This window comes from Paenibacillus sp. OSY-SE, from assembly GCF_000283315.1.
GTDB classification, from domain to species: Bacteria; Bacillota; Bacilli; order Paenibacillales; family Paenibacillaceae; genus Paenibacillus_B; species Paenibacillus_B profundus.
The window spans coordinates 38,479-52,160 of sequence record NZ_ALKF01000174.1 but is presented as its reverse complement, the minus strand read 5'-3'; the positions used below and the strand labels follow the sequence as shown (position 1 = coordinate 52,160).

Here is a 13,682-nt window from a genome sequence, read left to right as displayed (position 1 = left end):
CCGTACAATGCCAATATGAGGCAAGCAAAGAGGCACTGAACAAGGTAGGATGGTATTGATGATATTTAGATGGATTGCGAGTTGGACGCCAGAAGGAGGAGAGTTAAAAGAAATGAAAGATATGCTGAGCATCGGTATGGTCGGACTCGATACGTCACACGCTATCGCTTTTACGGAGCTGCTGAATGATAGCGGCCACCCCTATCACATATTGGGCGGGAAAGTAACAGCCGCTTATCCCGGCGGTTCCCCGAATTTGCCTATAAGCGCTTCCCGGGTAGATGGATATGCCACTCAACTGCAGGAGCGCTTCGAAATTCAGCTTGTGGAATCATTGGAGGAGCTGGCCGGACAATGCGATGCCATGTTATTGGAATCGGTAGATGGCAGCGTGCATGAGGAGCAGTTCGCCGCCGTTGCTGCCTGCGGCAAGCCTGTCTTTATCGACAAGCCGCTGGCGTTCACGACAGAGGAAGCGATCCGAATCGTCAAGCTGGCACAGCAATATAATGTTCCGTTGATGAGCTCCTCTGCCCTTCGATACGCCGAAGCGTTGACAGCTGCGCTGCAAGCGGCAGACGCCGCGCAGTCGGCTTCCGTGCCGACTGGTCCGTCGCTTGCCGTCGTACAAGGCATCGATGCATACGGGCCAACCCCGCGCGAAGCGGGCTTTCCGGGCTGGTTCTGGTATGGCATACATACCGTGGAGATGGTATACGCCGCCATGGGAGCAGGTTGCGAACAGGTGGAGGCCATGCCTTCAGCAGAAGGAGAGCTGATTATCGGTCGCTGGAAAGATGGCCGGATCGCCACTATTAGGGGCAACCAACATGGCGGTGCATTTGGAGCGGTCCTTCACAGCGCGGCAGGCTCTGTTCATGCAGAAATCGCCTCTCATCCGAAGCCGTTCTATGCCAGCTTGCTAGAACAGATCGTAAATTTCTTCCATACGAAGCAATCACCGCTGCCTATCGCGGAGACGGTGGAGATCATCGCCTTCCTGGAAGCGGTGAATGAAAGCCTGGCAAGCCGCAAGCCCGTTGCCCTGGGACATGCCGGTCTGTCATAACAGCCGCTCTTTCATTTCCTCCGAGCCGTCATTTCGGTTATGATGGAAGTATTAGGATTGCGCCAGAAGGAGGGCTCGCATTGCCGCTTCCCCCTACTCCGATACTTTCGTTGGACTACCGTACGACGAAGCCGATTCATTCGCTATTTCATACGCATTTTGGATATGAAGTATATATGTTTCACAGCGGACGCTGCGCTTATTTGTTGGGGCAAGAACAGCTGCAGCTCGTTCCCGGCGATATTATTATTATGAACGGAATGGCCAGACATGGCCCTATTCCTGATAAGCGCGAGGCATACGTCCGCACGACGATGCTGTTCGATCCTTGTGAAGCAGAAGCATGGTGCAAGCCGCTGTGCGACTTTGATGTGCTGCAGCCCTTTCGCACTCTGCGGAACAAGCATCTGCGGCTGCAGGATGGGCAACGAGCGGAAGCCGAGGAACTGCTCTTTCGTCTGCACCGCTTCTACGATGAAGAGGGCAGAGTCGCGGAGATTCGGCTCCGTGCTGCATTATTGGATTTATTTTTGTTCCTGTACGAACAGTGCGAGTCCACATTCGGCACCGAGCCGCAGGACTCCTCCAAGCCCATCGTATGGGCCGAGCGGATCGTGGAGTATGTGGAGACCCATCTGCATGCGGACGATCTGTCGCTCGATGACATGGAAGCCCGGCTGCACGCGAGCAAATACCACCTCATTAAGTCATTCAAGCAAGTAACGGGCTTGACCATCTTCGAATACGTGACAAGGCGGCGCATCAGTCAGGCGAAGATGCTCCTGCTGACCTTTCCCGACGAGACCGTGACCCATGTCGGACTTCAAGCCGGATTTAAAGATGCATCCCACTTCTCACGCACATTCAAGTCCCTTGTCGGCATGACTCCGAACGAATATCGCCGCAAGGAGCGAAAATAGAACAAGTACCTCACGTCCGTGTTTCAGCTCATAGCGGAGTGGTGCATCCGCATCCTGAATTTCGAATGCCCGTCACAATGATGTGCAGCGGTTTGCGAATCCTTGCTCGTCTTATCAATCACTTGACGACTATGCTGAATGAGCGTTGCCGCACATTGAAAGAGCTCCGGACGAAAACGAGCATTCGCTACTCAAGGCATACGGCCTGTTCAGAGCGGAATATCGAACAGAGCGGATATACACTCCCTGCCTTCCTCCGTAATACGCACCGCACGGCTTGACGAATCATGCTCCAGCCAATTCAACTGCATCATACGTTCAGCCAATGCCTGCCCCAGCGCCCCTGCCACATGATGCTTCCGTTCAGTCCAATCCAGGCAACAGCGGCAAAAGGAACGTCTTTTTTTCCTCAATTCGCCCAATTCAAGTCCGAAATCATTAAAAAATGACTCCCCCGCCTCTGTGACGGCAAACTCCATTCCGTTTTTGTACAGCAGTCCTCTTTCAGTTAGCGAATCCGCAATCGATACCCCTAATTCGCCTGCTACATGATCGTAGCACATGCGCGCATGACGAAGCTTCTCCATTTGCACAGATTGCCTTAGCGATGTAATCTGAACCGGTCCTGACAGGGAGAGCAGCTGTTCAATAATTTCCGCATCCGCAGATTTCTGAATTCGGTAATAGCGGTGGCGCCCGTGCTTCTCGGCGACGACAACGCCAGACTCCATCATCTTGGCAAGATGAAAGCTGGCAGTCTGAGGCGTGATGCCCGCAGCCAGCGCCATCTCTCCTGCAGGATGGAAGCGGCCGTCCAGCAAATGCGTTAGCATGGCGGAACGGGAAGCATCACTGAGCAGCGATGCGATGACAGATACATTAACAGGCACATTGACAGGCACATTCATTCGTCTTACGACCTCCAACTGAAATGTATTTCATATTTCGATGATAGTTGAAATGTTGGCGAATTACAATGAACTTGAACGAGTGAGTACAACGATGTCGGGAGGATATAACATGAACTACGCAGCACCAGAAAACAACGCGCTTTCCCCATCCATTCAGATTGAGCCGAAGATTTTGTATTTTGGCATGCCCGTCATTTTGGTGACGACACTAAATGAAGATGGGACAACGAATATTAGCCCGCTTTCTTCTTCATGGGCGCTTGGGCACAACCTGGTTCTAGGAATGGGATTCGGAGGAAAATGTATAGAAAATGTGCAGCGCACGCCGCAGCTTGTCATTAATGTGCCCGACGCTTCCTTATGGAGGCAGGTGGAGAAGCTCGCCCCGCTGACAGGCAAACACCCTGTGCCAGATTATAAGGCTCAGTCCGGCTTCCGGTACGAACCGGACAAGTTCGCCGCCGCCGGGTTAACGCCTGTTCCTTCCGCTACTATATCGCCAGCGAGAATCGCAGAGTGCCCTCTCCAAATCGAGTGCGAAGTGCGAAACGTGACGATCCCGGAATATGCTCCATTCTTCGCGATTGTCGAGACGCAGGCGATATCCATACACGCGCACCCCGGCATTATGGCCGGCGGCAACCACGTGGATCCGTCCAAATGGAATCCTCTCATTTATAACTTCCGCCATTACTTCGGGCTAAGCTCTGCGCTCGGCCATACGTATCGGGCTGAAGTATAAGGAATAAGACGGCCTCAACAGCCGTCTTTTACTTACCTTTTTTTATTTTATGTCTATCGCCTGTTCAGCATCTCCGTGGCGCACGATAGTCCCGTCCAGCCGCTGGATTGGCTGGGAATGCGCCCATCGCGGCGCTTCGCCGGCTAACTCTAAGCTTCCGCCAACCGAGATCTCCTGCCCAACATTCGATTCGCTAATTCTAGGCTGCTTCCTCAGCGCCCCCTGCTCCTCCGCTAGCTTGGAACTTCTGCCGAACGCGTCCGATACTCTTCCGCTTTTTCCTTCAAGCCCGCTGCAATGGCCGCCTCATTCTCGAGTCCATGCTCGCGCGCATACTCGCGAATATCCTGCGTAATGCGCATGCTGCAAAATTTCGGTCCGCACATGGAGCAAAAATGAGCCGATTTCGCCCCTTCCGCCGGAAGCGTCTCGTCGTGATATTCCATAGCCCGCTCCGGATCGAGCGACAGATTGAACTGGTCGCGCCAGCGGAACTCGAATCTCGCTTTGGACAGCGCATCATCACGCTTCTGCGCGCGCGGATGCCCCTTGGCCAGATCTGCGGCATGCGCCGCTATCTTATATGTGACGACACCTTCGCGCACATCGTTCTTATTTGGCAGCCCAAGGTGCTCCTTCGGCGTGACATAACAGAGCATCGACGTGCCGAACCAACCGATCATGGCCGCGCCGATAGCCGACGTAATATGATCATATCCCGGTGCAATATCCGTCGTTAGCGGTCCAAGCGTATAGAACGGCGCCTCTTTGCAAATTTCCATTTGAATGTCGACGTTCTCCTTAATCTTGTGCATCGGCACGTGGCCTGGCCCTTCAATCATCACCTGCACATCGTGCTTCCAGGCGATATTCGTCAGCTCGCCCAGCGTGCGCAGCTCGGCGAATTGCGCTTCATCGTTCGCATCGTATATACTGCCCGGCCGCAGGCCATCGCCCAAAGAGAACGACACATCGTACGCCTTCATAATTTCGCATATTTCCTCAAAGTGCGTGTACAAGAAATTCTCCTGATGGTGTGCCAAGCACCAGGCCGCCATAATCGAGCCGCCACGGGAAACGATGCCGGTCATACGCTTGGCCGTCAGCGGAATATAACGCAGCAGCACGCCCGCATGAATCGTGAAGTAATCGACGCCCTGCTCCGCCTGCTCAATGAGCGTATCGCGATATATGTCCCATGACAGCTCCTCCGCTTGACCGCCCACCTTCTCCAACGCCTGATAAATCGGCACTGTTCCTACTGGCACCGGACTGTTGCGAATAATCCATTCCCGCGTCGTATGAATGTTTTTGCCGGTAGACAAATCCATTATCGTGTCGGCTCCCCAACGAATGGCCCACGTCATTTTCTCCACTTCCTCGTCAATGGAAGAAGCGACGGCGGAGTTGCCGATATTGGCGTTAATCTTCACGTGGAACTTACTGCCGATGAGCATCGGCTCGCATTCTGGATGATTGATGTTTGCGGGCAAAATCGCCCGCCCGCGCGCAATCTCATCCCGCACAAGTTCCGGCGACACGCCTTCGCGGATAGCGGCGAACTCCATCTCAGGGGTGATGATGCCGCGCCTTGCGTAATGCATCTGCGTCACGTTGCCGCCGGAGTGCGCCTGCAGCGGCTGACGTCCTGCCTGCGGAAAGATTTCGGCTCCTGCCACGTGAACCGCTTCAGGTGTCCGAAAGCCGTTATCTTCCGGTTGCACATGACGTCCGCTGTACGCATCGACATCGCCTCGTTCAAGCACCCAGGCATTGCGCAGCGGCGGCAAACCGCGGCGAATGTCTACCGAATACGCGGCGTCCGTGTACGGACCGCTCGTATCGTAGACGCGCAGCGGATCATGATGCTCTATACCGGTCGGCGTTTCTGTCGAAGCCAGCGTAATCTCCCGTTCCGGAACGAGCATATCGGGACGCGATCCTTGTGTGTACACTTTCCGGCTATTCGGAAACGGCGCGCATAACACGCGCGGCTCAGCTTGCGCTGAATGGGGATGTAACGTATGAGACATGACATGATTCCTCCTTGGAATGAACTGCTTACACCGTTCAAGCGCTGCCGGGAGTCCTTGCTAGTCATTTTCCAGCGGGCGTTAGTAGGCTGAGAAGCGGCTGGACAACAGCTTTGTCGTGAAGCCACGTCCCCTTGTCTGCACATTGCAGCAGAATTGCATCCTGTCAGGTCATAGTCGAAAGCGTAAAAAGGAACCACGCATGAAGAGATTGCTTATGATGAAGGGATCAGCTCCTATACAAAGGGGCAGGTTGTACGTCATTGATAACATGAATTCCGTCATGCAGACGCAAAACAAGCCGGTCCCGAAAGGAACCGGCTTTCCTGTAGAATGAGTGTTGCGCAGGCAAGCTTTATATTAAAGCAAGCCCAAGCATCTCTGCTGTGCCGATTACTTCCCTACGCTGGTATAATCCAGATCAGGTGCAAAGGGTTTAAAGTCTTAATCGCGACCTTGTCTCAGCCCACGCTCAGGGCTCCCCTAGTAACGCTTATGTAAGTCATAATTGGCAATATTTCACTGCCACACCCTTACAATACAGGATTGCGTAAATTTTGGCAACGTATAATTCACTCCCCTGAGTAAAAGGGACTTTCGTAACAGCCTCTAAAACAGGCTTAATCCGATCGCCTGCCTCACAACGCAAGCTCACTTTAAAGCACGGAAGTAAGACGTTACAAAAGCCCACGAAAAAGTGCACAGCACACCGCGCGCTTAAGCTTACTTCGATACCTGTCTCCTGTAACGGGGAGTTCCTCCACCGAAGCCTACTTGCTGGATCAACCTGGCAGCGCATCGGGAGAGCATTCGTACACTTGTTCAAAGAAACGACTAGAACCCGGATGCAGCAAATCGTAGTAGTCCTGGAACAGTTGATCCGCTTCCTTGCCGAGCCAGACATCCGGCAGCAGCTCCTCAGGAAAATCGGGATCGATAAACAGGAACTTCCGGTACCTGTGGACCAGCTTGGTCTTCTCCACGAAGCAATAACCGTCCTGAACATCCTGCCCCTTCTCCGCCATGCTCAGCAATCTTTCATACCCCGGCATGTACTCGTTGATAAACTCCGCATAAGCGGCATTGATATCCTCGATGTTCCAGCATTTCTGCACCAACTGTCTGGGCGTGCTCCACGCGACATGGTCCGCTAGGAAAATTTCCACATGGTCGGTAATGTGGTGCGATTCCGAGATCTCCCTGACTTTGTCGGCAAGGTCGTTCGGGCTAATCCACGTGCTCGTCGTCAACATGCCGAATCCGAGCCACGCCAGCTCTTTACGCAGCTGATCCCGCACGCCCCGCTGCTTTTCGGGAATGTTGTAGCTGGCAATGCACCACTTGCCGTTCCACTTGTCGGTCTCCTGCTTGTAAATGCGCGCAGCGGCCTCGTCCAGACGTCTCTTTCCGCGAGGAGACATCGAGTAATAGCTGCGGTTCCCTACTTTGCGCGATTCCAGCCACCCCTGGCGAAGCATGCGCGAGATGGCAGCCCGAACCGCCTGTTCGGTCAAGCCGAATTCCCCCATTAAACAAGTCAGGCTCCCGACCCAAATTTCACTGCCGTAATGCCGGACGTACTCCCCGTAAATGGTAAACAGCATGGATTGCGGCCTCACGTTCACCCACTCCTAGTTCGATTCATTCTATAATTGGCAAATGTTGCATCTTGTCAAATTGTATCACATAAGCCTGTGGAGTAAAACGCTTTGTGCCAGCGGTTTTGATAACCGAACGCCTCAAGGCCGCACCTCTGTCGACCGTGACGCACTTGCTCACTAGCTGGTTTGATGTTTCCCCTGCTTCTCCTCCACTTTGCCCCGCAATTCCATGAAGCGCCTCGCCATTACCTTTTTATCAAAAATTGCTTGGGTAAACGACCCTTTCCCCACCAGATTGAATTCCGTCTCCGCTGTCACGTCGCAAATAACGCGCTTCGGCGCAACCTCGGTACAGACGGCGCGGAACGTCACGACTTGCCCCACCAAGGCTGGACCGACGTGCTTGATGTCGAGGGCATACCCTGAGCCTTCTTCCCCCTCTTCCAGAAAAGGCACAATCATCTCGCGCCCCGCCTTCTCCATATAGTAGATCATCATGACCGTGGACATCACGTCATGCACTACTTTTCCATCAAAAGCAGGACGCATGTCCGAAGTCACAGTCATGGCAAACGATACGGCGGTACCCGGGTGCAAACCTGGCTTCATGTCGACTCCTCCTTATAGAGGTTGTTAAAAAGGCTCCTTTTTAACATACACTTATAGACGTACCCGCTATACCCGCTCAATGATCGTGGCGATGCCTTGCCCTACGCCAATGCACATCGCGGCCAGCCCGTAGCGGGCATCTCTGCGTTCCATCTCGTACAGCAGGGTCGTCAGTATCCGGGCACCGCTGCAGCCGAGCGGATGGCCGAGCGCGATCGCCCCTCCGTTAACGTTCACCCGCTCGGGATCGATATTCAATTCGCGGACACTGGCAACGGCCTGTGCGGCAAACGCTTCATTGATTTCGAACAAGTCGATCTCCCCGATCGACAGCCCGGCCATCTTCAGCACCTTGCGTGCAGCCGGGACGGGACCGATTCCCATCACGGCCGGATCGACACCCGCAGCCGCCGAAGCGACCACCCGCGCGCGCGGCCTCAGCCCGAGCGATCGGGCGGCCTCCTGCTCCATAATGAGCAGCGCCGCGGCGCCGTCGTTAAGGCCGGATGAATTACCCGCCGTGACGGTCCCCCCTTGTTTGAAGGCCGGTTTCAGCTTCTGCAGCTGCTCCAGCGACGTCTCTGGGCGCGGGTGCTCATCCTGCTCGAACAACGAGACCTCGCCCTTGCGCCCGACGATTTCCACCGGAACGATTTCATCGGCAAATTTGCCTGCCGCATGGGCTCTGGCGTACTTCCGCTGACTGGCCAGTGCAAATTCGTCCTGCGCCTCCCTGCTGACACCGTACTGCTCCGCGACGTTTTCCGCCGTTTCGCCCAAGCTGATCGGCGGGTAGACGGCTGCCAGCTTGTCGTTGGTCAGCCTCCACCCCAAGGTGGTGTCGTATATATGCTGATTGCCCCGTTGGAAAGCCGCTTCTGGCTTCATCATCACCAACGGGGCGCGCGTCATGCTCTCCGTTCCGCCGGCCACATAAGCGTGGCCGGCTCCCGCCATAATCGCGTAGGCGCTCTGATTGACCGCCTCCATGCCGGAACCGCAGAGGCGGTTCACCGTTACACCGGGCACCTCCACCGGCAGCCCGGCCAACAGCACCGACATCCGGGCGACGTTGCGGCAATCCTCCCCGGCTTGGTTGGCGCAGCCGAAGATAACGCCGCTAATCTGCTCGGGATCTATCGGATTCCGCTCCATCAATCGGCGAATGACCACGGCGCCCAAGTCGTCGGCACGCACGTCTTTCAGCGCTCCCCCGTACCGGCCGATCGGCGTCCGCACAGCATCAATAATTACGGGCGTTCCCATATCGTTCCCCTCCATTATCGTAAGAATAGAAGCCTTGGCCGCTGCGGCGGCCGACCCGGCCCGCCAGCACCAGCTTGCGGAGCAGCGGAGCAGGCCGATAGCGTTCCTCCCCCAGATCGCGGTGCAGCCCGCGAATTACCGCCAGCACGTCATCCAGTCCGATGCGGTCGGCCCATTCGAGCGGACCATACGGATAGCTGGTTCCCAGCTTCATGGCGGTGTCGATATCCCCAGCGGTCGCAGTCCCTTCCATCAAGGCAAAGGCCGCTTCGTTCACGATTAAGGAGAGGATGCGAGGAAATACCAGCCCCACCTCGTCCTGAACGATTTCGACGTTTTTGCCGAGAGAACGGAACAAGACCTCGCTCTGGCGCAGCACATGATCTGCCGTCTGCAGAGCGGGCGCCACCTCGATGAGGTCCCGTTCGGCCAGCGGAGCAAGCGTGCCGAAGCCGCATACTCGCTCTGGCCGCTGGGTCCATGCGGCAATCTCGGTAGCCGTTATGGCAAGCGAGGTGGCAAAAATCGGAACCTCTGGGGCCAGCAGCCGTTCGAATTGCCGGATGTTGGCCTGTTTCTCCTCCAAATCATAATTGGTCGCTTCCACAGCACACCAAAACTGCTTTGGGGAGCCGCTGTCCTCTGCTTCCGCCAAGGAGACGGCCAAATAGCCGCTTTGCTCCAGCAGCGCGCGCAGTTCCGCGTTCAAGGGGCTCGCGCCAGCCAACAACACCGCTTTAGTTGTCATATGGATAGAATCCCTCCCCTGTCTTTCTGCCCAAGCTCCCCGCCTGGACCATCCGCTGCTGGATGCGGCTCGGCTTGAAGCGGTTTTCGTGGAAAAAATGGGTGTAGACGGATTCCGTCGTGGCATAGTTGATATCGATTCCGATTAGATCCTGCAGTTCGAACGGACCCATCTTAAAGCCGCCAGCCTGCTTCATAATGCGGTCGATTTGCTCCACGTCGGCCGTCCGGTCGCCCAAGATGCGCAACGCCTCGTTATAGTAGGGGCGAGCCACGCGGTTCACGATGAAGCCGGGCGAATCTGCAGCCAGCACGGGCACCTTGCCGAGCTCCTTGGCGAACCGATAAGCGGCCGCCGTTGCCTCTCCCCCCGACCGGTGCCCACGGATCACTTCAACTAGAGGCATGACGGGCGCAGGGTTAAAAAAGTGAAAGCCAATGATGCGCTCGGGATGGGGCAAGCCCCCAGCAATCTCGGTAATCGAGAGGGATGACGTGTTGCTTAACAGCAGGACGTCGCTTCGGCACAAATCCGTCAAACGGGCAAAAATCGTCCGCTTTAGCTCCAACTTCTCAGGAACCGCCTCGATGACGATACTGCACGCGCCGAGCATAGTGATATCCTGAACAGGCTCGACGAGTTCGTACGTCTCCTGCTTCTGCTGCTCCGATATATTCCCCTTCGCAACATCTTTGGTTAGTATGGAAGCGATATACGATTGCGCTTTATCCAGAACATCCTGCTTGATATCGTGCAAATAAACGCGGTGGCCCTGACGCGCACAGACGAGTGCAATGCCCGCTCCCATCGTGCCTGCGCCAACTACGCCAACTGGACAAGTAACAGCCATGAACTATACCCCCTTGAACTCGGGAGGCCGCTTCTCCAAAAAAGCTTGCATTCCTTCCCTGTGATCTTCCGTATTTCCTGCGATTTCCTGAGCGTACGCTTCATGCTCCAATGTCTGCGCCAGATTCATATCCAGCCCTTTGTACATCGTCCGCTTGATGAGCCCGATGGCGCGCGTCGGCAGAGCTGCCAGCTTAACCGCCAACCGCTCGGCTTCATCAGCGAACTGTTCCGCGGCGCATACGCGATTGGCCAGACCGATGCGATACGCTTCTTCCGCTGATACGCGGTCTCCGGTCATGGCCAGCTCCAACGCCTTGCCCAAGCCGACGAGACGAGGCAGAAAATAACAGCCGCCAGAGTCGGGAACGAGTCCGATGTTGACGAACGCATTCACAAAATATGCCTTCTCCGACACGATGCGAAGGTCGCAAGCCAGCGCGACGCTCACTCCCGCGCCTGCTGCCACGCCGTTGACAGCGGCGATAATCGGCTTTTCCGTGTTGCGGAGCTGCATAATCAGCGGATTGTAACGTTCACGCAGCACATCCCCATGGTTCGGCTCTGCGCCTTGCGCATCCGCGCCCTGCACGTCGCCCAAGTCCTGTCCTGCGTTGAACGCCTTGCCGGCCCCCGTAAGGACGATACAGCGGATCTCCTCATCTTTTCCTGCTTTCTTCAGCGCAGCAGTCATCTCCGCAATCATCTGCCCGGTGAACGCATTGTACTTATCTGGCCGGTTCATCGTCATGCGGGCCACGCCGCCAGATACTTCGTACAGAATCGTCTCGTACATCGTTCTAACCTCCTACTTGCCTCTGAATTGGGGAGTTCGTTTTTCCAGAAAAGCATTCATGCCTTCCTTCTGATCGTCGCTGGCGAACAGCAGATGGAAACAATGGCGCTCATAATCCAGCCCTTCGGCCAGCGGGTGGTCCTGCGCCTTGCGCACCGCCTGCTTAATCAAGCGGACGGAGAGCGGCGGCTGGACGGCAATGCGCTGAGCCAGCTTCAACGCTTCCCGGAAGTACATTTCGACCGGCGCCACCTTGTTGATCAAGCCGCAGCGAAGCGCTTCTTCCGCTGTCATCGTGTCCCCGGTCAAGAGCAGCTCCATCGCCTTGCGCAAGCCTATCGCCTTGGTCAACCGCTGCGTCCCGCCAGCGCCGGGCATCACGCCCAGCTTAATCTCCGGCTGGCCGATTCGCGCCGTATCCGAAGCGACGACCAGATCGCAGCTCATCATCAGCTCGCAGCCGCCGCCGAGCACGTACCCGCTCACTGCAGCGATGATCGGCTTCGTAATGCCGTCGATGCGATCCCAGACGGCAAATTGCCGCTTCAGCAGCATCGAAATGGCCGACTCGTCGGCCATTTCCTTAATGTCGGCCCCGGCGGCAAAAGCTTGCTCGCTGCCGGTAAGCACAATCGCCTTGATGGCATCGTCTTGCTCCATCCGCTCCAGCTCGGTGACGAGTTCAAGCATGAGCTCACGATTCAACGCATTGAGCACATGCGGACGGTTTAGAGTGAGAATCCCTACCTCACCTTCGGACGACAGATTGATATAACGGCTTGTCATCCCGCTTCCACTCCTTTACCTTCTTGGACGGCCGCCGTCTGGTTGCGATTGTCTACGATACGGACCGCTTTTCCCTCGCTGCGGGCGATAGTGTTCGGCTCGTTCACATGCAGCACGACCGAGACGCCGAGCGAGCATTTAATCGCCTTCCCCATCTCTTTTACCAGTTCGGCCACATCGCTGCTTTCCTGAATTCCGCCGATCCGGTTCTGGAATTCGGGCGTAATTTCACAATGAACTTCAAAGCGGTCAAGGGCATTGTCGCGTTCAATGACCACTTGATAATGGGGAGCAAGCTGATTGAAGGTCAGCAGCACCGCTTCCAGCTCGGTCGGAAAGACGTTGACCCCGCGAATGATCAGCATGTCGTCCACTCTGCCTTTAATTCGCGACATCCGCATTGTCGTGCGGCCGCACTTGCAATTGCCGGGGTTGAGCGACGCAATGTCGCCCGTGCGGTAACGGATGACCGGAAACGCCTCTTTCGTCAGCGAAGTGAACACCAGTTCTCCTTCTTGCCCGAACGGCAGCGCTTCGCCCGTCTCCCGGTCGATGACCTCCGCCAAAAAGTGATCTTCGGCGATATGCAAGCCGTCCTGCGCCTCACAGCATTCGATTGCGACGCCTGGGCCGAGCACTTCGCTCAAGCCATAGATGTCGAGCGCCTTGATGCCGAGCGCTTCCTCTAAATGGCCGCGCATCTCCTCCGACCATGGCTCCGCTCCGAAAATCCCATACTCTACGCTCGTAGCGCGCGTATTGATGCCTTGCTTCTTCATTTCTTCGACGAGGTTCAAGACATAAGACGGCGTGCCCGACAGTCCGCGCGGTTTGAAATCCTGGATGAGCGTAATTTGCCGGGGCGTATTCCCTCCGGACACGGGCACTGCCACCGCGCCCAGATGCTCAATGCCATAGTGCAGGCCAAGTCCCCCCGTAAACAAGCCATAGCCATAAGCGTTATGAAAGATGTCCCCGGGTCTGCCGCCCGCGCAGCAAATCGCGCGCGCGACAATTTCGGCCCAGGCTTCAATGTCCCGTTTCGTATAACCCACGACAACCGGCTTGCCTTTCGTACCGGATGATCCGTGTATCCGCACCAAGTCCTTCATCTCTGCCGCGAACAAACCGAACGGATAATGTTCGTGCAGATCGGGCTTCCGCATGAACGGCAGACGCCGGAGGTCCTCCAGAGACTGAATGTCCTCCGGTGCAAGGCCAGCATGATCCAACGCCGCACGATGAAAGGGCACATTGTCATACGCCCGCTTGATTGTACGCCGGAGTCTTTCCAATTGAAGCGCTTGCATCCGCTCACGCGGCATCGTTTCCATTTCGACATTGAATATCAA

The 13,682-nt window shown here is 55.9% G+C and carries 13 protein-coding genes and 1 riboswitch; of the genes, 3 read left to right on the top strand and 10 right to left on the bottom strand.

Going from position 1 to position 13,682, the window contains the following annotated elements; genetic code table 11:
* Positions 1 to 58: 58 nt before the first annotated feature.
* Together A372_RS0111730 and A372_RS0111725 are read left to right on the top strand one after the other, a co-directional pair.
* Positions 59 to 1,069, top strand: a complete 1,011-nt coding sequence (locus A372_RS0111730; protein ID WP_019421044.1) for a Gfo/Idh/MocA family protein — start codon at positions 59 to 61, stop codon at positions 1,067 to 1,069.
* Positions 1,070 to 1,149: 80 nt separating this feature from the next.
* Positions 1,150 to 1,989: an AraC family transcriptional regulator gene (locus A372_RS0111725; protein WP_019421043.1), complete on the top strand. Its 840-nt coding sequence runs from the start codon at positions 1,150 to 1,152 to the stop codon at positions 1,987 to 1,989.
* Between the two features lie 209 nt (positions 1,990 to 2,198).
* Here the strand turns inward: A372_RS0111725 and A372_RS0111720 are convergent, their stop codons facing one another.
* A complete protein-coding gene (locus A372_RS0111720; RefSeq protein ID WP_019421042.1) occupies positions 2,199 to 2,897 on the bottom strand; it encodes an ArsR/SmtB family transcription factor in 699 nt (232 codons plus the stop codon).
* 112 nt (positions 2,898 to 3,009) lie between these two features.
* Between A372_RS0111720 and A372_RS0111715 the strand changes: the two genes are divergently transcribed.
* Complete coding sequence (locus A372_RS0111715) at positions 3,010 to 3,642, top strand: flavin reductase family protein (protein WP_019421041.1); 633 nt, start codon at positions 3,010 to 3,012, stop codon at positions 3,640 to 3,642.
* Between the two features lie 233 nt (positions 3,643 to 3,875).
* Here A372_RS0111715 and thiC read toward each other — a convergent pair whose 3' ends face one another.
* The 9 genes from thiC to A372_RS0111665 all read right to left on the bottom strand — a co-directional run bounded on the left by thiC (position 3,876) and on the right by A372_RS0111665 (position 13,682).
* Entirely contained in the window at positions 3,876 to 5,675 is a 1,800-nt protein-coding gene (thiC, locus tag A372_RS0111710; RefSeq protein WP_019421040.1) for a phosphomethylpyrimidine synthase ThiC, read from the bottom strand.
* Between the two features lie 381 nt (positions 5,676 to 6,056).
* Positions 6,057 to 6,170, bottom strand: a riboswitch (TPP riboswitch).
* A 287-nt stretch (positions 6,171 to 6,457) separates the two neighbouring features.
* Positions 6,458 to 7,294, bottom strand: a complete 837-nt coding sequence (paaX, locus tag A372_RS0111700) for a phenylacetic acid degradation operon negative regulatory protein PaaX (RefSeq protein ID WP_019421038.1) — start codon at positions 7,292 to 7,294, stop codon at positions 6,458 to 6,460.
* 159 nt (positions 7,295 to 7,453) lie between these two features.
* Positions 7,454 to 7,885, bottom strand: a complete 432-nt coding sequence (locus A372_RS0111695; RefSeq protein WP_019421037.1) for a thioesterase family protein — start codon at positions 7,883 to 7,885, stop codon at positions 7,454 to 7,456.
* Between the two features lie 66 nt (positions 7,886 to 7,951).
* Positions 7,952 to 9,151 carry a thiolase family protein gene (locus tag A372_RS0111690; protein ID WP_019421036.1) on the bottom strand — a complete coding sequence of 400 codons (1,200 nt, stop codon included), beginning with the start codon at positions 9,149 to 9,151 and terminating at the stop codon, positions 7,952 to 7,954.
* Positions 9,129 to 9,899 (bottom strand): 3-hydroxyacyl-CoA dehydrogenase family protein, encoded by a 771-nt coding sequence (locus A372_RS0111685; protein ID WP_019421035.1) that lies wholly within the window; start codon positions 9,897 to 9,899, stop codon positions 9,129 to 9,131. The genes A372_RS0111690 and A372_RS0111685 overlap by 23 nt, the downstream gene beginning before the upstream one ends.
* Positions 9,889 to 10,749 carry a 3-hydroxyacyl-CoA dehydrogenase NAD-binding domain-containing protein gene (locus A372_RS0111680; RefSeq protein ID WP_019421034.1) on the bottom strand — a complete coding sequence of 287 codons (861 nt, stop codon included), beginning with the start codon at positions 10,747 to 10,749 and terminating at the stop codon, positions 9,889 to 9,891. The genes A372_RS0111685 and A372_RS0111680 overlap by 11 nt, the downstream gene beginning before the upstream one ends.
* A 3-nt stretch (positions 10,750 to 10,752) precedes the next feature.
* On the bottom strand, positions 10,753 to 11,544 hold the full coding sequence (locus A372_RS0111675; RefSeq protein ID WP_019421033.1) for an enoyl-CoA hydratase-related protein: 792 nt from the start codon (positions 11,542 to 11,544) through the stop codon (positions 10,753 to 10,755).
* Positions 11,545 to 11,556: 12 nt separating this feature from the next.
* The gene (locus A372_RS0111670; protein WP_019421032.1) at positions 11,557 to 12,330 is read right to left on the bottom strand and encodes an enoyl-CoA hydratase-related protein; all 774 of its coding nucleotides are present in this window, start codon (positions 12,328 to 12,330) and stop codon (positions 11,557 to 11,559) included.
* On the bottom strand, positions 12,327 to 13,682 hold the full coding sequence (locus tag A372_RS0111665; protein WP_019421031.1) for a phenylacetate--CoA ligase family protein: 1,356 nt from the start codon (positions 13,680 to 13,682) through the stop codon (positions 12,327 to 12,329). Before A372_RS0111665 ends, A372_RS0111670 begins: the two co-directional genes overlap by 4 nt.

What these genes read in the sequence shown, in the direction of transcription:
- A372_RS0111730 (WP_019421044.1), top strand. Translation starts at nt 59, where the DNA reads ATGATATTTAGATGGATTGCGAGTTGGACGCCAGAAGGAGGAGAGTTA.
- A372_RS0111720 (WP_019421042.1), bottom strand. Translation starts at nt 2,897, where the DNA reads ATGAATGTGCCTGTCAATGTGCCTGTTAATGTATCTGTCATCGCATCG.
- A372_RS0111715 (WP_019421041.1), top strand. Translation starts at nt 3,010, where the DNA reads ATGAACTACGCAGCACCAGAAAACAACGCGCTTTCCCCATCCATTCAG.
- thiC (WP_019421040.1), bottom strand. Translation starts at nt 5,675, where the DNA reads ATGTCTCATACGTTACATCCCCATTCAGCGCAAGCTGAGCCGCGCGTG.
- A372_RS0111695 (WP_019421037.1), bottom strand. Translation starts at nt 7,885, where the DNA reads ATGAAGCCAGGTTTGCACCCGGGTACCGCCGTATCGTTTGCCATGACT.
- A372_RS0111690 (WP_019421036.1), bottom strand. Translation starts at nt 9,151, where the DNA reads ATGGGAACGCCCGTAATTATTGATGCTGTGCGGACGCCGATCGGCCGG.
- A372_RS0111685 (WP_019421035.1), bottom strand. Translation starts at nt 9,899, where the DNA reads ATGACAACTAAAGCGGTGTTGTTGGCTGGCGCGAGCCCCTTGAACGCG.
- A372_RS0111680 (WP_019421034.1), bottom strand. Translation starts at nt 10,749, where the DNA reads ATGGCTGTTACTTGTCCAGTTGGCGTAGTTGGCGCAGGCACGATGGGA.
- A372_RS0111675 (WP_019421033.1), bottom strand. Translation starts at nt 11,544, where the DNA reads ATGTACGAGACGATTCTGTACGAAGTATCTGGCGGCGTGGCCCGCATG.
- A372_RS0111670 (WP_019421032.1), bottom strand. Translation starts at nt 12,330, where the DNA reads ATGACAAGCCGTTATATCAATCTGTCGTCCGAAGGTGAGGTAGGGATT.